This window comes from Bacteroidetes bacterium SB0662_bin_6 (assembly GCA_009839485.1).
Lineage (GTDB): Bacteria > Bacteroidota > Rhodothermia > Rhodothermales > VXPQ01 > VXPQ01.
Genome location: VXPQ01000032.1, coordinates 1 through 20,255 on the forward strand (window position 1 = coordinate 1; position 20,255 = coordinate 20,255).

Genomic DNA, 20,255 nt, shown 5'->3' on the forward strand with positions numbered 1-20,255 from the left:
GTGAGCGTGGTGGAGGATCCCGTAGCCACATCCCACAGCCTCACGGTTCCGTCATCGGACGCGGACGCCACGGTACTGCTATCGGGCGAAAAAGCCACCGAATTGACGTTCCCGGTATGCCCCGAGAGCTTTGTGGAGGATCCCGTAGCCACATCCCACAGCCTCACGGTTCCGTCATAGGATCCGGATGCCACGATGCTGCCATCGGGCGAAAAGGCTACCGAACTGACCCAAAATGTATGTCCCGATAGTATTGTGGAGGATCCCGTCGCCACATCCCACAACCTGACAGTATGATCACCGGACGCGGATGCCAGAACACCGCCATCGCGCGAAAAGGCTACTGAAAGGACATCCCCAGTGTGTCCCACAAGCGTTGCGGTGGTAGAATCGGTAGCCAGATCCCACAGCCTGACAGTTCCGTCATAGGACGCAGACGCCACGGCACTGCTATCGGGCGAAAAGGCTACCGAACTGACCCCGGACGTATGCCCCGAGAGCGTTGCGGTGTTGGCCCCCGTAGCCGCATCCCACAGCCTGACGGTATGATCATCGGTTCCCGAAGCCAGCATACTTCCATCCGGTGAATAAGCGACCGATAAGGGGATGATTCCGGGTCCGAACGTAGAGGTAAGATTTCCTGAAATCACATCCCACAACCTGACGGTTCTGTCATAGGACGCGGATACCACGATACTGCCATCGGGCGAAAAGGCCACCGAACGGACCCGATCCGTATGCCCCGGAAGCGTTGTGGAGGATCCCGTAGTCACATCCCACAGCCTGACGGTCCCGTCATCGGATGCGGACGCCACGATACTGCTATCCGGCGAAAAGGCTACCGAATTGACCCGATCCCTATGCCCCACGAGCGTTGTGGTGTTAGATCCCGTAGCTACATCCCACAGCCTGATGGTAAAGTCATAGGACGCAGTCGCCACGATACTGCTATCGGGCGAAAAGGCTACCGAACTGACCGAGTGCGTATGTCCCACGAGCCTTACGGTAGTGGATTCCGCAGCTACATCCCACAGCCTGACAGTAAAGTCGGTGGACCCGGATGCCAGGATATCGCCATCGCGCGTAAAAACCACCGAAGTAACCCAGGACCTATGCCCCGGGAGCATTGCGGTGATGGATTCCGTAGCCACATCCCACAGCCTGACGATCCCGTCATAGGACCCGGAGGCCACGACACCGCCATCGGGCGAAAAGGCTACGGAAAGGACCCCGGACGTATGCCCCAATGTTGCGGTGGTGGACTCCGTAGCCACATCCCACAGCCTGACGGTCCCGTCATCGGACGCGGACGCCACGATACCGCCATCGGGCGAAAAGGCTACCGAACGAACTTCGTGAGTATGCCCCGAGAGCGTTGCGGTGGTGGATCCCGTAGCCACATCCCACAGTCTGACGGTCCCGTCACGGGACCCGGATGCCACCATACTGCTATCGGGCGAAAAGACCGCCGAATGAACCCAATGCTTATGCCCGACACTGGTAGTAATCGGCCAGCCTCTTACCGGTTGCCCAAAGCTCCTTCCGTGTACAAATGGTGCAACCGCTAACAAAAGACCCACAAGCACATGCCTGCCTATCCTGGAAGCAGGAAGCACCGTATCATGCTTATGCTGTCCGGCGCGAAGGCAGCCTGCGCGAATCGATTGGAACCCGCAAATACGAAATGGAGGGTACATCATCCCCGAAACATAACAAGTTCAAAATTTATACACGGGTCTCATAACCAAAGTTAAACTTCCTGAATGAAAATCGCTCTTCTCGGTTTCGGTACCCGCGGGGATGTGCAGCCGTACGTCGCCCTCGGCAAGGCGCTGAAGGCGCGCGGTCACGACATCCTGCTGGGCGCTCCCGACAATTTCAATGACTGGGTTGAAGAGCACGGGCTGAAGTTTCACGGTCTCGGAATCGACATGGAGGCATTCCTCCAGTCTCCTGAGATCCGCCGCGTCATGGCCGGGAATTGGTTCGCGCTCGCCAAAATCTGGCGGCAGACGATTCACCCTATGGTGTTGAACCTCCTGGAGAATACCTGGGAAGCCGGAAAGGACGCAGATGTGATCGTCTACCACCCCAAAGTCGTCGGCGCCACAGATGTCTCGGAAGCCACCGGTGCGCGCCTCGTGTGCGCCGCCCCGATCCCGCTTTTCCCGACCGGAGAATTCCCGCTTCTCATGCCAAAGCGGAATTTCGGCGCCCGGCTTAACCGCTTCACCTACAACGGGTATTACCTGGCCCGACCCCCGTATCTGAAAATCATCAACCGCTGGCGCTCGGAGTCTCTGGGACTCGGCAAAGGACCGGCGCTCGCTCCCCTTGGGGGCCACAAGGGCGGCATGGCGACACGGATATGCGCCGTTTCCCCGTCCGTCATACCCCGCCCGGACGATTGGGGCGAGAACATGCACATGACCGGATACTGGTTTCTCGACGAGGGGCATGGCTGGAGCCCGAACCCCGCCCTCGCCGATTTCCTCAATGCCGGTGATCCGCCCGTGTATATCGGCTTCGGATCCATGACCACGCAGCGCCCCGGCCATCTCGCGCGACAGATCGTCGAGGGAGTGCGGCGCGCCGGCGTGCGCGCCCTTCTGGCCACAGGCTGGGGCGGCCTGGAGGAGCTCGATGTCCCCGGGACGGTGCATGTGATCGAGGGAGCGCCGCACGACGCCTTGTTCCGGCACGTCAGCGCAGTCGTCCACCATGGCGGAGCCGGCACGACAGCCGCCGGTCTGCGCGCCGGACGGCCGACTCTGGTGTGTCCCTTGTCCGTCGATCAACCTTTCTGGGGGCACCGTGTGTGGGCGTTAGGCTGCGGCCCTGAACCGCAGCGACTCAAGCGCCTGACCGCCGATTCCTTCGCGCGCGGATTGGAAGGACTGGTCCAAACCGATTCGTACCGCACCCGCGCCGCCGACATCGCCCGGTCCATTGCCAACGAAGACGGTATTGGCCGCGCCATCGAGATCATCACCGGCGGGTAGTCCATGTATTCTATATATTTAGCCCACCAAGGACGCGGCCTGCATCCCTTTCGATAGGAACCACGAGGCGCGCCCATGCATCATTTTCGCAAGCAAACCATCGTCCCATGCGTAATCCCGTTCACAAACCAGCACTCTTTCTGGCGCTTTGCGCCCTGATTCTGGCCGGCGGCTGCGCCGGAGAGGAAGACGCTCCGGAAGCTGCCGATACACAGCCGACTCCCGCCATACGCATCGTCTTCTTCGGGGACTCCATCACCGAAGCGGGCGTCTTTCCGGGAGGATATGTCACCCTGGTGTCGGAAGCCCTGACGGAACAATACCCCGGGGGCACGGTCGAGGTGATCGGCGCGGGCATAAGCGGGCATAAGGTGCCCGATCTGCAGGAACGACTTGATCGCGATGTGCTGGTCCACGATCCCACGCATGTGGTGATCTATATCGGCATCAACGATGTCTGGCATTTCTATGAATTCGATCATGTCACGGGCACGGAACGGGAAGTGTTCGAGGAAGGATTGCACGATCTGATCTCGACCATGCAGCGTGCGGGTGTGCATGTCTCCCTGTGTACCCCCAGCGTGATCGGGGAAGACCCGGCCAGCGACACGGAGGTCAATCAGGCACTCATGGAATACGCGGATATTTCACGCGCTGTGGCGGAGGCTTCCGGAGCTACCCTGTGCGACTTGCGGGCTGCGTTCGAGGATCATCTCGCAGCACACAATCCCGACAAACACTACGAGGGCGTGCTGACGACAGACGGCGTGCACCTCAACGAGGAGGGTAACCGGTTCGTCGCCGACCTGATGCTGCAACACCTCGAACGGCTACTCGAGCAGTGAGGCGCAAAGCCGGCCGGACTGCACGCTACCGGGGATACTTTTTCATGTCCTTGCGGGCCTGCACCAGTTCCGCCGAGTATTGCTTGCTGCGTTCCCGGAACGAAGCGATCCGGGCTGCCTGCGAGGCGTCCTCAATCAGGTTGCGCTCCTCCGCGGAATCGTTGACCAGATCGAACAACTGCTCGAAATCCGGCGCTCTCCCTTCGAAATCCACATCTTCCGCGGTGTACTGTGACGTATCGCTACGGAAATAACGGACATACTTCCAGTCCTTCGTCCGAACCGCCTCGATAAACGGTCCCGTACGTAACAGAAAGAGGCTTTCAAGGAATATCTCGTCCCGCCATGCCGCCTCGGGATCCTCGATAAGCGGGCGCAGGCTGCGGCCCTGCATGGTCTGCGGCACATCGAGACCGGCGTAGGAAACGATGGTCGCGGGCACATCGATGCTGAGTGCAAGCTCGTCGATTGTGGCGCCGCGCCCGCCTGCCGGTGTTCGGGGATCGTACACGATGAGCGGAACGCGCGTAGCCACATCGTAGAGCAGGGATTTGCCGCCCATCGAATACTCGCCCATCAACAAACCGTGATCGCTCGAAAAGATGATGATCGTGTTGTCCGCCAGACCCCGTCGCTCGAGGCTCTCGCGCAGTTTGCCGACCGCGATATCCAATCCATGGATCAACTGGTAGTAACGAATATGGTACTCACGCAGCACATCGTCGCCGGCGTAGCTATAGGAATACGTCGTCATCCGCCCTTCGCGCGGGTGCACGTCCAGCGAAATATGCTGCGCCGTATCGTCTCCCCGGGAAGCCGGAAGCACAATCCCCCGATCCCGGTACAGGGAGCCGTACACCGGGTGATCCGCCAGTTCGGGATGCGTGTTCGCAGGCGTGAACATACGGTTGAGACCCTGTTCGTCCGGATAAAGCATAGTGCCGGAAATGGATCCGTGCGGGGCCGAAAAACTGACCGATAGCATAAACGGACGGTCGGCGGGCGCCTGATCGAGAAAACGCTCGATGCTCTCGCTCATAATCGGGGTCACGATCTCGCCTTCCGAGTCATGGTAGATGGCGAGATGATCGAATTCCCTGGGCCAGAACCGCGCCCAGTCGTCATGGCCCCGCCAGAAATCGAACTTTTCGAGCGGGCTGCCGCGAAACGAATACTGCTGGAGACCGATTTTCCCGACGAATCCGACGTGATAGCCCGCTTTGCGCAAGAGCGCGGAATAGGTCTGATTCCACTGGGTTTCCGAAAGCACATTTGGCGACGAGAAACCGATCTGATGCACGCGCTCGTACTGGCCGTTCATGAAACTTACGCGGCTCGGCATGCACACCGGCGCCACGACATGGGCTTCGGTGAACCGGGCGCCGTCCCGCGCAAGCCGGTCGATGTGGGGCGTCTCAAGCACAGGGTGACCGGCAATCCCGAGAGCGTCTGCCCGCTGATCGTCGGTCAGAAGAAAAATGATGTTCGGGCGAGATGCCTCGGGTGCAGACGAAGGCGTTTGCGCCTGGCAGAAAGCGGGCGACCCGGAGAAAAAAAGCAGGGCAAAGCCCGCAAATAGATAGACTGAAAAAAAACAGGTGAAACGCATAGCGCATTCGCTTTTATGACGATACCCGGACAGGCAGATGGAACTATTACCCTTGAGCGCCGGACCAGGAAATAAACTACACAGGGAGAGTATTAATAATTAAAGTTATGTTTGCGGCGGTGCAAGCGCCGGAAAGGACTGCGGATCCATAGAGAAAACCCGCCAGTGAATGGCCGGGAGCAAACTTCAATCTGGTCCATATAGCATTTTTTTGTAATTATGCATTCGAAATGCATAATTGCAACGCACATATAGCTGGCATCCCTCGTCGCTGATGACCCCGCTCCGCTTAGGTATACTCGCACCCATCGTTTCCTTTGTCGCCTTCGCATTCGTCGGCTGTGGCAACGCAAACGACCCTTCCGGGCCGAATCCGGCCCCGCTCCCCAATATCGTCTGGATCATCTCCGACGATCAATCCTTTACCGATTTCGGCTTCATGGGGCATGACGTGGTGCAAACCCCGCAGATCGACGACCTCGCCGCGCAATCGCTGGTCTTTCGCCATGGCTACAATCCGACCAGTCTGTGCCGTCCCAGTCTGGCTACGATGATCACGGGCAGGCACCAGCATGAGCATGGACTGACCTTCAACGACCCCGAACCCGGAGTACGCAGAGGCATAGCGAACCAACTCCTTCTGCAGCAACGCCCCGCCCCCTCGCTCCTGGCGGAAGCAGGCTATGTAAGCCTGCAGACCGGCAAGTTCTGGGAAGGCTCCTACCGGAACGGCGGCTTCAGCGAAGGCATGACCGTCGGAGAACGCCACGGCGACCTCGGGCTCACCATAGGCCGGGAGGGGATGGAGCCGATTCGCGATTTCGTGCAGCGGCACAAGGACGAGCCCATGTTCATATGGTATGCGCCGTTCCTGCCGCACCTGCCCCACAACGCCCCCGCCGAATACGAGGCGCCGTTCGCCGACCTCGGCCTGCACGAATTAACGTTGCACTACTATGCGAGCATTCTCTGGTTCGACACGACCGTGGGCGAACTGATCGACCTGATGAAAGAGGAAGGCGAATATGAAGAAACGATTTTTATCTTCATTGTCGACAATGGCTGGGTGATCGCGGAAAACGAAGCGGATCGGTTGGTCGACCGCAGCGATGGGACCATCCGCCCTCCACACTGGAAAAGCAAGCAGTCCCAGTACGACCTGGGCGTGCGCACACCCGTCCTGCTGCATTGGCCCGGCCATATCGCACCCGGAATTTCCTACGAACTTGTCAGCTCGATCGACTTATTACCAACAAGCCTTGCAGCGGCAGGACTCGATATCCCCGAAAGCCTTCCGGGATTGAACCTCCTGCCGAGAGCCTTGCACGGCGAGCCGCTCGCGCGCAACGCCGTATTCGGCAGCATTTTCAGACATACGGCCAAAGAATGGGACCGTCCGGACGCCAACCTGTTCTTTCGCTGGATCCGTGCCGCAGACTGGAAACTCATCCTCCCGGAAATCGAGAACGAGCCGCTGGAACTCTACCACATAGCGGAAGACCCGCTGGAAAACATGAATCTGGCGCATCATCCCGAACAGGCCGAACGGATCCGGGAGTTGCGGGTTCGCTTGGATGCCTGGTGGAGCCCTGTGGCGGAAAGTAAAGACAAATCCAATAAATAAAGAAACCCCTTACATGCCGTTCATGCCTTCGCGCCAGCGGCGGACCCCGTGCCGCGTACTTTGCATCCTGCTCCTTTGGGGGTGTCTTGCCCTCCCTGCCCCACTGGCAGCCCAGGACATCTCGGCCGATACGTTGCATGCCGCCCTTCCGGCAAGCAATGCGTTGCGCGTTTATCTGGATTGCGACCGCTGCGACTTCAATCACATCCGCAGCGAAATCACCTTCGTGAACTACGTGCGCGACCCGGAACAGGCCGACGTGCACGTATTCATCACCGATCAGCGTACAGGCAGCAACGGGAGGCAGTACCAGTTTTCGTTTCTGGGGCGCGGCGATTACGCCAGCGTCGAGTACACGTTCGAGCACACCATAGACCAGAACGCAACGAACGACGAGGCCCGCGAGGCTGTAAATTCAGCGATCCGGCTGGGCCTCGTGCCGTATGTCGCGCAAGCGCAATCCATCTCCGGATTCTCGCTCGACTATTCCAGAGAAAATATGGGAGCGGGCGACACGCAAACGCACGATGCCTGGAGGCACTGGATCTTCACGGCCTACGCAGGAGGCATCGAACTGGAAAAAGAATCCAACCGGACGGTGTTCGACTCCCGCTGGGGCTTTTTCGCCGATCATGTAAGCGAACAGTGGAAAATACGCCTGCGCCCCTACTTCAACTACGATCTGGTGAAGATCAAGCGGGAGGACAACCCCGATGTCAGAAGCAGCATCTCCCGGCACGGCTTCGACAGCTACGCCATCCGGAGCCTCGGCCCGCACTGGTCGGTGGGCCTCTTCGGGGACTACGTGACCCGCAACGACCGGAATCTCCGGCACTGGGGCGAAGTAGCGCCGGGCATCGAGTACAGTGTGCTGCCCTACGAACAGGCCACGCGCCGCGCCATAACCGTCGTGTACAGACTCGGGGCCTCCTACGTGGATTACTTCGAGCGAACCATCTTCGACGAAACCAAAGAAACGCTCCTGCAACAGCGACTGGAAGCCTCCGTGGCGATCCGGCAACCGTGGGGCGATATCTACGGAGGCATAGAAGGGTCCCATTATTTCCACGACACAACCAAGCGCAGCGCCGAATTCTTCGGGTACGTTTCGGTGCGGCTGCTGGAGGGGTTATCGCTCCGCATACAGGGAGATTTTGAAATGATTCAGGATCAACTGGCGCTCCCGGCCGGTAATGCCTCTCTGGAAGAAATCCTGCTGCAACAACGTGAACTGGCGACGGACTTCGAACTCTCCGGGTCCATTGCCCTTTCGTATACGTTCGGATCCGACTTCGCCAATATTGTCAACACGCGATTCTGAGCCGTTTCGCGCAAGACCGCCATGGAGAAGCGCACACATCCTGAAATGCGGTACATTATGCGGAGTATGTGACCGTCACCGATCATGTCATGAAGATCGTTCCGGGCAATATGCATAAACGTCCGCTTGCGATAACACCGGAAAAGGTACCATGAGCGTCCAGCACGACACCTCCGGCCGCCGATGGATCCAGGTCGAGGTGGAGACACCGGGAAGCGCAGTGGACGTCTGGAAGGCTGTCGCCACCGGGCCGGGAATTTCTTCCTGGTTCCTCCCGAACACGACCGAGGAATGGGTCGGGGGCTTGATCAGTTGGGACATGGGACCGGAACTGGAAATGAATGTCGTCGCCACCGTGACCGTCTGGGACCCGCCGCACCGGGTCGTCAACCTGGAAAAAGACTGGCGCCCCGGAGCGCCGCCCATGACCAGCGAGTGGACGATCGAGCCGCGCCCTTCGGAAATGTGCGTGGTGCGCGTAACGCATAGTGTGTTTGCGGACGCCGACGAGTGGGACGAGGAACTCGAGGGCATCGAAAACAACTGGCCCTGCTGCTTCCAGGTGCTGCGAAGCTACATGGCGCATTTTCGCGGGCAGCCCGCGTCGATTGTCCGGGTCACCAGTCCGGCGCCCGGCTCACTGGACGATGCCTGGAATGCGGCATGCAATGCGCTCGGCATTGCGGGCATATCCGAGGGAGAGCGTTTCCGTGCTCCCGATGGTGCGCCGGGGCTTGCGGGTATCCGGGAGCGCGTCCCGAAAGGACCGCTGCCCTATGCGATGCTGCGGCTCGACGATCCGGAACCGGGCATTGGATCCGTGACCGTTTTTCCCTTTGAGAATCAGGTGCTGGCTTCCGTCGGAATCTACCTGTACGGCGACGAGAGATCCGCCATCGCCGCCCGCGACGACCCCGCGTGGCAGGAATGGATAAACGTCTGCCTCCAGTGACGCTGGAGCAGACATCATGAGACATCAGAAACGTATCGAGCAAACATCATGAGCGTCAAACGCGATGCATCCGGCCGCCAGTCGATCCAGGTCGAGGTCGAGGTACCCGGCGCCGTAGAGGAAGTCTGGAAGGCCGTCGCCACCGGACCGGGGATCTCTTCCTGGTTCTGCCCCACCGAAATCGAAGAGAAAACGGGGGGCGTAATCCGAACCATGATGGGGCCGGGAATGGAAAGCCTGGCCAGCGTCACCGTGTGGGATCCGCCGCGCCGGCTTGCCGCCGAGGGACCGGGCGCGGGCCCGGATGCGGCGCCGATGATCACCGAATGGATCGTGGAACCCCGGTCCGGAAACGCCTGCCTCGTCCGGGTAATCCACAGCATGTCCGGGGGAACCGACGAGCAGAGAAAACAACTCGAAGGCATCGAGTGCGGCTGGCCGTACTTTTTCGCTATACTGCGGGTCTATCTCGCGCACTTTCGCGGGCAGCCCGTTTCGATCATACGGACCATGCAACAGGATTCCGGTCCGGTAAACGATGCCTGGAGCGCCCTGACCGGCACCCTCGGGATAACCGGCCTCCGGAAAGGCGCCCGCTGGACCTCGCCCCCCGGTACGCCCTCCCTGACAGGCGTCGTGGAACAGGTGGACGGTGACAAGCAGCCGTACGCCGCGATCCGGCTGGACGGGCCGATCCCCGGAATCGCCTCGGCGTCCGCGTTCGCGATGGGCGACTGCGCCATAGTTACCATGGGCATCTACCTGTACGGCGACGAAGCACCCGCCATCGCGGCCCGCGACGAACCCGCGTGGCAGGAATGGATGAAAGAACTTTTTTCGTAGCCGGCAGCCCGCAGCCCATACACTACCGCCGGGTCGTTGCGACTGTTTTGGAAATATCCTGATCCATCCCGGACACACCGGCGTGCAAACGCAGCACCTTGACCGTATCGTCGCTGCGGGCGACGAAAAGAAGCAGACCGCGCTCGTGCGGAACGAGGCGCAAGGCGCGCACTTCCCCCTCCAGCAACAGGTGGCTCTCGACAGGATCGACCGCCTCGAAACCGCCCTTGCCGTCTCCCCGGAGCAGGAGGCCGTAGCTGGCGTCGTATCGTCCCCGCGAGGGCCGCACCCCGTAAAAATTGCCGCCGAGGATCAGGTCCTTGTGCCCGTCCCCGTCGAAATGACCCGGGAGGATGGCGTATACCGGCGAAAACTGGGCCTCTTCGGGCAGTTCATGCAATGTGAATGACCCGTCGCCGAGGTTTTCCGCCCATGCGCTGGCGAAGGTGTTCGCCTGCCTGACAAGGGCGTCCGCTCGCTCGTCCTCCGTGAACAGGTCCTCATAGCGTCCTTCCCCGAAATCGGCATACGTGGGAAACGTGCGCAACAACGAAGGGATATGGAGAATGATTTCGTCGCGGGTGGCAATGGGGTATCTGTCCCCGTCCCGCATGACCGTCAGGATATGATCCGTATTCCCGTCGCCGTCGAAGTCCCGGATGTACATACGCGCCGGCGCTTCCCGATCCGCCCGCACGGACGAGTTGCGTCCGAGGTTGCCCAGGATCAGATCGGGATCGCCGTCGTCGTTCATATCCTCGACCGAAATGCTCTGCCACCAGCCTTCGGAACCCTCTAATCCCGGGGCTTCCTGTTCCACGAACCGTCCGTCCCGCTGCGCAAACACGCGCACGGGCATCCACTCGCCCACTATGATCAGATCGTCCCGCCCGTCGCCGTCGTAGTCGGTCCAGGCGGCCCCGCTCACCATACCGGCTTGCGAAATATCCGGAGCCCAGGTCTCCGTGACATCGGCGAATACCCCGGACCCGTCGTTCTCCAGAAGATAACTGCGCGGAATCGCCCCGTAATTATTGGCCTCTACCCGACCCCCTGTAAACAGGTCCATATCTCCATCCCCGTCGAAATCGCCGGGCGCCACGCAACATCCGTTGACGTACGTAGACGGCAGCGCCCCGGAGTCACGTACAAAGCCGCCCGTTCCGTCGCCGATATACAGACGGTCGAGCAGCGCCTCGGCCTGTCCCCAGTATTCGTTGCCCCCGCTCACGACGTACAGGTCCAGAGCCCCATCCCCGTTCGCGTCGAAAAAAGCGGCATCCACGTCTTCATGCAGGCTGTCCGCCCGCCACACCGCGTCGGAAACGGAAGCAAAACGCCCGTCGGCCTGCTGCAGGAAAAGGCGCGCAGCCTGCCTTTTGGCGCCGCCTGCGAAAATATCCGCGCGCCCGTCCCCATTCACATCGCCCACGGCAAAGGCGGGCCCTTCCGTCGAGATTTTGTGGGGCATCAGCCCTTCCCGGTTGAAATCGAAGTACACATTTTCTTCGTGCCGGAAGTCAACATCCAGCGACGAGGTCACGTCTTCGAAAAGCGGAGCGGGCTGCGGGGCGGGGCGACAGACTTCCGCAGCATCCTCCTGTCGGAGCACAATCATCCGGTCCGCCGCCACGTCGGTCAGGGTCTGGCGGCGGCCGTCGGGCCAGACCACAAACAGACTGTCCACGCGCGTTGCGGCGCCGAGGCCTATGTGCAGGCGGGGATCCACAGAAGATTGCCATCCCCGGACCGGCATGTGCTCGCGCACCTGCATGCCGCCCCCAGCGTAGAGCATCACTTTCGCCCCGATGCCCGCCGTATTCGGTCCCTGCCCTTCGAGGCGCACCTGTATATAATGCCGATCGGACAAACGATCCGCACGATTCTCGTAGACCGCCGCAGGCTCATCGATATTGTTGACGACAAGATCGAGGTCACCGTCGTTGTCGAGATCCGCGTATACGGCCCCGTTGGAAAAACCCGGGTCCTCCAGGCCCCATGCGCGCGTCCGGTCGGCGAAGGCAAGCCCTCCGTCGTTCCTGAAGGCGTAATTGGCAATGCGCACTTCCGGCATGCGTTCGACCAACGCATACGTTTCCGGCGTGATTTCTCGCGCAAGGGCGGCCTGTACCCCCGGAGCCGCCGCGAATTGCGCATAATCCATGTCGTTCGGACGACGCGGAATGCCATTGGTCACGAAAAGATCCTGCCTGCCGTCGTGGTCGAAATCGGCGAACAGGCTCCCCCAGCTCCAGTCGGTGGCTTCGATCCCGGCCAGATAGCCGATTTCGCTGAAGCGGCGCAGACCCCGATTGAGTTGCAGCGTATTGCGCACCACCTGGTGATGGTATCCGAAGCGGCGCTTGAGATCGTATATCTCCCGGGACTCTCCGATATCCGACCGGTTGCGGTATTCCTGGCGCGCCGGCAGCATGTCGAGCACCACGATATCGATCCGTCCGTCGTTATTGAAATCGGCTGCATCGTTCCCCATGGAAGCGCGGCTGGTATGCCCCATGGCTGTCCGGATCGACTCCGTGAACGTGCCGTCGCAGTTATTGTAGTACAGGTAATCGTGCTCGTGAAAATCGTTGGACACGAAGAGGTCCGGACACCCGTCGTTGTCAAGATCGCTTGCCACCACGCCCAGCCCGTAGCCGATCCGCCCGCCGTATATGCCGGCCGAATCGCTGACGTCGGTGAAAAAGGCTCCGTCGTTCCGAAAAAGCTTGTCCCCCGCCCGGGGATGGCGTTCGTATCGAAGCGTGTCCGGGCCGTAGGTGTCCTCGACATGCAGGGAATGATTGAGGAGATACATGTCGAGGTCTCCGTCCCCGTCGTAGTCGAAAAAGACCGCCTGCGTGGAAAATCCCTCATGCGCCAGGCCGTATGCGGCGGCCTGATCCGTAAACGTGCCGTCGCCGTGGTTGATGAATAGTTCGTTTCGCCCTTGCTTGTCGAGAAAAGCCACGTTGGACACGTACAGGTCGAGCAACCCGTCGCCGTTCATATCCGCCATGGCGACCCCTTTCGTCCAATCCCCTTCGCCCGCTACGCCTGCCTGATCGGTCACATCTTCGAACCGGAAATCGCCCCGGTTCAGGTACAGTCGGTTGGGCAGCGCACTCGCCGTGAAATACAGATCAACGAGACCGTCTCCGTTCACATCGCCCGCAGCCACGCCGCCGCCGTCGTAGTAATACAGATAATTGAGAATGTTGAACGACGTATCCGCAGGCAGATCGTTGCGGAACCCGATGCCCGTATCCTGTGGCGAAAGCCGCTTGAAAAGCGTATCCCGGGTACAGCCCGCAAGCAGGACGGCAAGGACGACCGTGATCCATGCGCCGGAAACCCGAGCGGTCGCACCTCCATGCATAAGCGATCGTATGAATACCGCAGGGCGCATCAGCGTACCGAAATCACCTGCACGGGGCCGTCGTTCACAGCGATCGCAATGAGGCGGTCAGCGACCAGGGCCATGTCCCGCGCCTGCCCCGGCACGCGAAAACCGCTGTCCGCGATCGGAACCGGAGCGAACGCCCCCGTGCCGTCGCCCCGAAGAAACAGGCCGTACCCCGCGTCCATCCGTCCGATCTCGGGCTTCGCGGCATAAAAATTGCCGGCCATGAGGAGGTCCTTGTACCCGTCCTCATCGTAATCTCCGGAGAGCAACGCATAGACGGGCGTAAGCTGCGCCTCGAACGGTAGAGGGTGCAGGGAAAACGTCCCGTCGCCCCGGTTCTCGATATACGATGTGGCCAGCGTGTGGGCATGCCGGACCACCGAAGACGAGCGTTCCTCCGGCGTAAAAACCTCTTCAAGGGGCGTGCCGGCATAGTCCGCAAAACGGGGAAAACGCGCCTCGAGCACCGGGAGCTGCCGGAATAGATCCTGGCGAAGAGGCATCGGGTACAGCACCCCGTTCCGGTACAGGGAAATGACCTGATCAATGCGCCCGTTCCGATCGAAATCGTTCACATGCATCGTGAGCGGTTCCTCGTCCGAAGCATGCAATACGGTGTTCAGCCCGAGGTTGCCTGCTACAAAATCCATATCACCGTCCCCGTCCATATCCCCGGCAAGCAGGCGGTTCCACCACCCGTGACTCTTGTCCAGGCCGTTTTCCGATTGCGGAACCAGCCCTCCTTCGTTCAGAAATATGGTGATGGGCATCCATTCGCCCGCCACGACAAGGTCCGGCCTCGCGTCGTCGTTCACATCGGCCCACACGGCGTCCGTCACCATGCCGACGCGCTGCAAAGCCGGAGCTACCTCCTCGGTCACGTCGGTAAAGCGCCCCTGCCCATCGTTACGGAGCAGCACGCTCGAGGGATCGAGCCCGTACTGCCAGGGAATCAAACGCGCCCCCACAAACAGATCCATGTCCCCGTCCAGGTCGTAGTCGGCGGGGACCACACAGGCGCTGCTCGCATACAGGGAGGGTAACGCATCCGGCGCTTTGACGAAACGCCCGGCGCCGTCGTTCAGATACAGACGATCCCGGAAAGCCGGGGCCAGTTCCGAATATTCGCTGCCCCCGCTCGCCACATACAGATCGAGATCGCCGTCTCCGTCCGCATCGAAGAAGGCGGCATCGACATCTTCGGAGATGGCGTCGGCGGCAAACGGCGTACTATCGGAAGCCGCGAAAACGCCCCTGGGCCGCTGCCTGAAAAGCCCTCCCGGCGAGTCCTTTGCGCCGCCCACATATACGTCGTCGAGGCCATCCCCGTCCACATCGCCCACGGCAAAGCGCGGACCTTCGGTGGAAAGCATGCGAAGCGGGAGTAATTCCCGGTCGAAATCGACGAAGTCGTTTTCCGCATGCACGAACGCCAACCCGGACGTTTCCGTCCCATCCGCAAAACGCGGCGGCGTTCCAGTGCGCGCAACAGGCGGTACGGCGCCCGCTTCCTCCTGCCGCAGGGTGAGCAGGCTGTTTATCGCGGGCTGTTCGAGGACCTGCCGCCGGCCATCCGGCCACCGGACCTCCACCGAATCGGCCACACCTTCCCCGAGCCCGAAGGTCAGCACATGGTCCACCGTGGACTGGAAGCCGCGCGAGGGCATCTGCTCCTGAACGAGAGGCGTTTTGCCCTGCCATACGGTGACCCTGGCGCCCACGCCGAAGCGGTTGGCGCCCTGCCCTGTTAGCGCAATCTGCAAAAAACGATGCGCATGCAGCGTATCCGCTTCGTTCCGGTATATGAAAACCTCTTCATCGATATTGTTGATCACCAGATCCGGATCGCCGTCGTTATCCAGATCCCCATATGCCGCCCCATTGGAAAAAACAGGCGTATCCAGACCCCATTCCACCGTCTTGTCGGTGAACGTGCGATCCCCGTTCCCCTGGAAAACCACATTGGGGATCGGCTTCGAAGGCATGCGTTCCAGCAATTCGAGGTAATCGAGTTTGTCGGTGCGCTCGCGCACCATACGCTGGATTTCCGCGGCGAAGAACGCCATGAAATCCTGATCGATCACGTCCCGGTATACCCCATTGGTGACCAGGATGTCCTTGTGCCCATCCATATCCAGATCAACGATCAGGGTGCTCCAGCTCCAGTCGGTGGCCGCCACGCCCGCAATGGGGCCTATATCGCTGAACGCGCCGTCGCCGCGGTTGTACTGCAACGTATTGCGGGTGAACTGGTGATAAAATCCATTCTCCACCTTTTCCCGGTAGATATTCCAGGACTCGTGGCTCCCCGTGGTCTTGAGCCGGTAATCGTCTGCCGGAAGCATATCCGTCACATACAGATCCGGACGGCCGTCGTTGTCCATGTCGGCGGCGTCGTTTCCCATGGAGGAAAGACTGATAGAGGGAAAATGCCCCTCCAGCGCTTCGGTAAATGCGCCGTTCCCGTTATTCCGGTAGAAGTAATCGCGTTCGAAGAAATCGTTGGACACATACAGATCGAGCCAGCCGTCCCCATCGAAATCACTGGCTATCACATCGAGTCCGAACGCGATTTCGCTTCCGTACATACCCGCTTCGACGCTCACATCGATAAAAACCTCCCCATCGTTCCGATACAGTTTGTCGCCCCCGCCCTCATGGCGGCTGTCGCGTATGTTGCGCAGGCCGAAACTGCTCACTTCGCGCGGCGAATTGTTGACAAGGTACATATCCAGATCCCCGTCCCCGTCGTAATCGAAAAACGCCGCATGGACGGAAAATCCCGCGTCGTCGAGACCATAGGCAGCGGCCTGCTCCTCGAAACGGGGTACGCCGTCGTCGTTCGGTCCCTCGTTGATAAAGAGAAGGTTGGCCCGATCGTCCCTGGATGCATCGCCCGCACGGCAGATATAGATGTCCGGCAAACCATCCCCGTTCACGTCGGCGATGCTCACGCCGGTGGACCAGCCGCGTCCGCTTTCCATCCCGGCCCGGCCCGTCACCTCTTCGAACCGGAACGCGCCCCTGTTCAGATACAGCCGGTCGTCCAACTGATTGGCGGTCAACACCAGATCGCGCAATCCGTCGCCGTTCAGGTCGGCAATGCCCACTCCACCGCCGTTGAAATAATTTCGATACGTAAACACATTGAAGGATTCGGTGGGGCGCAGTCGGTTTTCGAAACGGACGCCGGACCAGGAAGAAGGGATCAGGGTGAAGAGACGGTTGCCCGAAGGCACTTCCTGCGGGCCGGAACACCCGGCGAAAAAGCCTGCGGCGACAAAAATAACAAAAGCAAGTGCGACGCGTACCTTTCTGTGGATATGTTTTATCATGTACAAGTATTGAAGAAGTGCGCGCGCACAAAAATTTTCCCGTACATGTCCCCGTACGAGACGAAAATATAACCTCCGGCATGTACATTACGTTGCCCTGAAAATACGAATCGTCTCCTAATTCATACACCATTGCGGAAACATGGAACGGACGGCTTGGATGCTTGCAGCCATCCTGTTTCTCTTCGTATTCGGAATCGGGACGGTTCGCGCGCAATCTTCCTCCGTTTCATCGAACCGAAACGATAGCGAGGGGACCGTGCGCGGGATAGTCACCGACGCCTCGAACGGATTGCCCCTCCCCGGCGCCAATGTGCTTCTCCGGGACAGCACAGGTAGCACAATGGGGTCCGTGTCGAACCGGGACGGCTTTTATCTTATCTCCGGACTGGCGCCCGGCGCGTATCGCCTCCAGGCAAGTTTCATAGGCTTCGAGGCGTATACGGATACGCTGATCGTCGAAGCAGGAGCAAGGATAACCCGCCATATCGCGCTGGTCCCCGCCACGGGAGAACTGAATGAGGTCGTCATCGCCGCCGAAAGCGGAGCGGGGCGCATGAGGGCAGGTTTGCAGACAGTCCGGGCCGCAGGGATCCGGCGAATCCCCGCACCCGACGCGGGCGGCGATCTGGCCTCGTGGCTGCAAAGCCTTCCGGGCGTCGTAGCGCTCGGAGACCGGGGAGGGCAACTGTTTGTCCGTGGAGGCACACCCGCGCAGAACCTGGTGCTGGTCGATGGCCTGCCGGTCTGGCAACCCTTTCATATCGTCGGATTCTTTTCGGCGTTTCCGCACGACCTCGTGTCCAACGCCGATTTTTATGCGGGGGGATTCGGAGCGCGCTACAGCGGGCGTATTTCTTCCGTGGTCGACGTAACCATGCGGGAAGGCAATGCACAACGCTTCGCAGGAGCTGCTTCCATCAGCCCGTTCCTTGCAAGCATGCGCATCGAAGGGCCTCTCCGCAAGGAAAAGGTGTCCTTCCTCGGATCCGCCCGGATGTCCGTCATCGAACAAGCCGCTCCGGTGTTCCTCGCAAAATCGCTGCCTTTGCGTTTCGGCGACATGTTTTTGAAACTTACCTCGTCGGGGAGCACGAACAGCCGGTGCAGTCTGTCGGCGCTGCATACCTTCGACCGGGGGGCCATAGATGTGGACAACGACGATCCGGGAGATGTTTTTCGATGGAGCAATACGGTCGCAGGAGGACGCTGCATCGCGTTTCCTGCAAACACCTCCTCCGTTTTCGAACTGGTCGGCGGCGTGTCGTATTTCAACAACGCCGTGGAGCAATCCATGACCCCTGAACGCGCATCCGACGCCGTACAGATAAGCACGAAGGTCAACCTGACCACCCCCGTGCGGGGCAGACAACTTCGGGTAGGGGCATTCGCCCGGGCAAACTGGCTGGAGTATACGCTGGGCGAACAGTTCCAGAACGTACGGGCGGACAGCGATCTGCTCATAAGCGCAGGGGCGTATGCGGAACTGGAAACAACGATCGGCAACAGCATATCCGTCACGCCCGGCCTCTCCGCCACATTCTATCCCACTCCCTACAAATCCGTCGTAGAACCCCGACTACGCTTCTCCTGGCGCCAGCATGCAGACCAAACATTCCATGCAGCACTGGGCCTCTACCGGCAGACGATCACGGGCATAAACGACGAACGAGACGCCGGATCGGTGTTTACGGCATGGGTGCCGGCCCCCGTGGACGGCGCACAGGCGAAGGCGGTGCATCTGCTGATCGGCTGGGAACGCCAGATCGGGAATGCGCTCCGGCTGGCCGCGGAGGGATATCACAAGCGATTGCGCGACATACCGGTGCCCATCCTGAGTGCGATCGCCCGCTTCACGACGCCGCTCACGCTTGCCGATGGAACCGTGTACGGCACGGACATCCGGCTGGAGTTCCAGCGCGGCCCGCTCTACGGATACGCAGGCTACGGACTGGCGAATACGTCCTACCATGCCCCGGACGGAAGCTTCGGAACATGGTTCGACGAGAATATCGCGCGCTACAATCCGCCCCACGACCGGCGCCACCAGGTGAGCGCGGTCCTCGGCATGGAGATACGCAAATTCACCGCGAACATCCGGTGGCAATTCGGATCCGGGCTACCCTTTACCCGCGTACTGGGCTTCGACGACATTATTGCCTTGCGCACCCTCGTGGATGTGCGTGAAGCGGCCCGGCGTCCCCGCGTGCTCTTCGAACGCCCGTGGAACGCACGCCTGCCCACGTACCACCGTCTGGACCTGTCTCTGGAACGGCGCTTCGATATATCGGGCGCCCCGCTGAGCCTGCAGGCCGGCGCCATCAATGCGTACGACAGAACCAACCTGTTCTATTTCGACGTATTCAGAGTACGCCGCGTCGATCAATTGCCGATCGTCCCGTTCGTAGCCCTGAAGATCGAGCGTTTGTAATGCGAACGAATATCCGGAACTTCTTACTTGCCGCGTGCCTCGCCGGAGGCCTGATCTTCGGAGGATGCACCGAAGCCTTCGAGCCTTTTCAGGAAAACGATCTGTACTTTTCGATCTACGGCTATCTGGACGCAGCCGCCGATACCCAGTTCGTCGCCGTAACCCCCTTGCGAAAGCTCGTGTCCGCCGATGCGGGGCCCATCGACGCCGCCGTTATGCTGGAGCACCTGGAAACGGGCCGGACGACCAGTTGGCGGGATTCGCTGTTCCGGTTTTCCAACGGCAGCATGGGGCATGTCTTCTGGTCGAAGGAGCCGGTGGAGCCGGGTCACAATTACCGTTTTACGGTAACCCGTTCGGACGGGGCAACCACTGCGACGACCGTTCGGATGCCTGCATCCTTTCCCGACCCGGAACTCCGCACCAACCTTATTCCGTTTTCTCCGCTTCCCCCGCCCCGGCTGCAGAACATCGGGCTTCTCGGAATAGAAAAACTGGTCGATCTCCGCATCGTGTACACGCTGCGTACGGAAGAAGGGGGCGTCAGCGATCCGGTCACCCTATCGTACGTGGACAAGATGCGCCGCAGTTCCGAAAATCGGCTGGGCCTCGCGTTCGACGCCTACGAAGACGTCAACTCGCTTTTTGCGGGGAGCTGCCCGCAGGTACTGACCGCCACGGTCATCGTAGGCGGCGGCACCTCCGACTGGCCGGATTTCTTTCGCCTGGACGACGAGATGCTGGCCGATCCCGATCTTACCGGCGACATCCGGAATGGCATGGGCTTCCTGGGCGGCGCGATCCGATGGGAGCGGCCGTGGTCGGGCCTGGTCGTGCTGTTGGGCGGCAGAAGAGGCCAGTGTCTGAGCCGAAGAAGGTAGCGACGC

Annotated in this window: 12 protein-coding genes; 8 read left to right on the plus strand and 4 right to left on the minus strand. The window is 60.4% G+C overall.

Translation table 11 applies throughout. The annotated features are described in order from the left end of the window. A partial coding sequence (locus tag F4Y00_04810) for a WD40 repeat domain-containing protein (GenBank protein MYE04276.1) occupies nt 1–1,700 on the minus strand: 1,700 nt, incomplete at its 3' end. A 63-nt stretch (nt 1,701–1,763) separates the two neighbouring features. Here F4Y00_04810 and F4Y00_04815 point away from each other — a divergent pair. Both F4Y00_04815 and F4Y00_04820 read left to right on the plus strand, forming a co-directional pair. After that, nucleotides 1,764–3,002 carry a glycosyltransferase family 1 protein gene (locus F4Y00_04815; protein ID MYE04277.1) on the plus strand — a complete coding sequence of 413 codons (1,239 nt, stop codon included), beginning with the start codon at nt 1,764–1,766 and terminating at the stop codon, nt 3,000–3,002. Nucleotides 3,003–3,109: 107 nt separating this feature from the next. After that, nucleotides 3,110–3,847 (plus strand): SGNH/GDSL hydrolase family protein, encoded by a 738-nt coding sequence (locus F4Y00_04820; GenBank protein ID MYE04278.1) that lies wholly within the window; start codon nt 3,110–3,112, stop codon nt 3,845–3,847. Nucleotides 3,848–3,872: 25 nt separating this feature from the next. Here F4Y00_04820 and F4Y00_04825 read toward each other — a convergent pair whose 3' ends face one another. Then, nucleotides 3,873–5,456: a sulfatase-like hydrolase/transferase gene (locus tag F4Y00_04825; GenBank protein ID MYE04279.1), complete on the minus strand. Its 1,584-nt coding sequence runs from the start codon at nt 5,454–5,456 to the stop codon at nt 3,873–3,875. Nucleotides 5,457–5,730: 274 nt separating this feature from the next. Between F4Y00_04825 and F4Y00_04830 the strand changes: the two genes are divergently transcribed. The 4 genes from F4Y00_04830 (at nt 5,731) to F4Y00_04845 (ending at nt 10,196) form a co-directional block, all read left to right on the plus strand. Beyond that, the gene (locus F4Y00_04830) at nt 5,731–7,080 is read left to right on the plus strand and encodes a sulfatase (protein ID MYE04280.1); all 1,350 of its coding nucleotides are present in this window, start codon (nt 5,731–5,733) and stop codon (nt 7,078–7,080) included. A 13-nt stretch (nt 7,081–7,093) separates the two neighbouring features. Beyond that, a complete protein-coding gene (locus F4Y00_04835; protein MYE04281.1) occupies nt 7,094–8,401 on the plus strand; it encodes a hypothetical protein in 1,308 nt (435 codons plus the stop codon). 151 nt (nt 8,402–8,552) lie between these two features. Further along, entirely contained in the window at nt 8,553–9,353 is an 801-nt protein-coding gene (locus F4Y00_04840) for an SRPBCC domain-containing protein (protein MYE04282.1), read from the plus strand. 48 nt (nt 9,354–9,401) lie between these two features. After that, the gene (locus tag F4Y00_04845) at nt 9,402–10,196 is read left to right on the plus strand and encodes an SRPBCC domain-containing protein (protein ID MYE04283.1); all 795 of its coding nucleotides are present in this window, start codon (nt 9,402–9,404) and stop codon (nt 10,194–10,196) included. A 22-nt stretch (nt 10,197–10,218) separates the two neighbouring features. Here F4Y00_04845 and F4Y00_04850 read toward each other — a convergent pair whose 3' ends face one another. Next, nucleotides 10,219–13,605: a VCBS repeat-containing protein gene (locus F4Y00_04850; GenBank protein MYE04284.1), complete on the minus strand. Its 3,387-nt coding sequence runs from the start codon at nt 13,603–13,605 to the stop codon at nt 10,219–10,221. Continuing rightward, nucleotides 13,605–16,937 (minus strand): VCBS repeat-containing protein, encoded by a 3,333-nt coding sequence (locus F4Y00_04855; protein ID MYE04285.1) that lies wholly within the window; start codon nt 16,935–16,937, stop codon nt 13,605–13,607. Before F4Y00_04855 ends, F4Y00_04850 begins: the two co-directional genes overlap by 1 nt. Before the next feature lie 142 nt (nt 16,938–17,079). Here F4Y00_04855 and F4Y00_04860 point away from each other — a divergent pair, with 142 nt between their 5' ends. Further along, on the plus strand, nt 17,080–19,368 hold the full coding sequence (locus F4Y00_04860; GenBank protein ID MYE04286.1) for a TonB-dependent receptor plug domain-containing protein: 2,289 nt from the start codon (nt 17,080–17,082) through the stop codon (nt 19,366–19,368). After that, nucleotides 19,368–20,249 (plus strand): hypothetical protein, encoded by an 882-nt coding sequence (locus F4Y00_04865; protein MYE04287.1) that lies wholly within the window; start codon nt 19,368–19,370, stop codon nt 20,247–20,249. The genes F4Y00_04860 and F4Y00_04865 overlap by 1 nt, the downstream gene beginning before the upstream one ends. The last annotated feature ends 6 nt before the right edge of the window (nt 20,250–20,255 follow it).

Coding starts and splice junctions, on each gene's coding strand:
- F4Y00_04815 (MYE04277.1), top strand. CDS start 1,764: ATGAAAATCGCTCTTCTCGGTTTCGGTACCCGCGGGGATGTGCAGCCG.
- F4Y00_04820 (MYE04278.1), top strand. CDS start 3,110: ATGCGTAATCCCGTTCACAAACCAGCACTCTTTCTGGCGCTTTGCGCC.
- F4Y00_04825 (MYE04279.1), bottom strand. CDS start 5,456: ATGCGTTTCACCTGTTTTTTTTCAGTCTATCTATTTGCGGGCTTTGCC.
- F4Y00_04830 (MYE04280.1), top strand. CDS start 5,731: ATGACCCCGCTCCGCTTAGGTATACTCGCACCCATCGTTTCCTTTGTC.
- F4Y00_04835 (MYE04281.1), top strand. CDS start 7,094: ATGCCGTTCATGCCTTCGCGCCAGCGGCGGACCCCGTGCCGCGTACTT.
- F4Y00_04840 (MYE04282.1), top strand. CDS start 8,553: ATGAGCGTCCAGCACGACACCTCCGGCCGCCGATGGATCCAGGTCGAG.
- F4Y00_04845 (MYE04283.1), top strand. CDS start 9,402: ATGAGCGTCAAACGCGATGCATCCGGCCGCCAGTCGATCCAGGTCGAG.
- F4Y00_04850 (MYE04284.1), bottom strand. CDS start 13,605: ATGCGCCCTGCGGTATTCATACGATCGCTTATGCATGGAGGTGCGACC.
- F4Y00_04855 (MYE04285.1), bottom strand. CDS start 16,937: ATGATAAAACATATCCACAGAAAGGTACGCGTCGCACTTGCTTTTGTT.
- F4Y00_04860 (MYE04286.1), top strand. CDS start 17,080: ATGGAACGGACGGCTTGGATGCTTGCAGCCATCCTGTTTCTCTTCGTA.
- F4Y00_04865 (MYE04287.1), top strand. CDS start 19,368: ATGCGAACGAATATCCGGAACTTCTTACTTGCCGCGTGCCTCGCCGGA.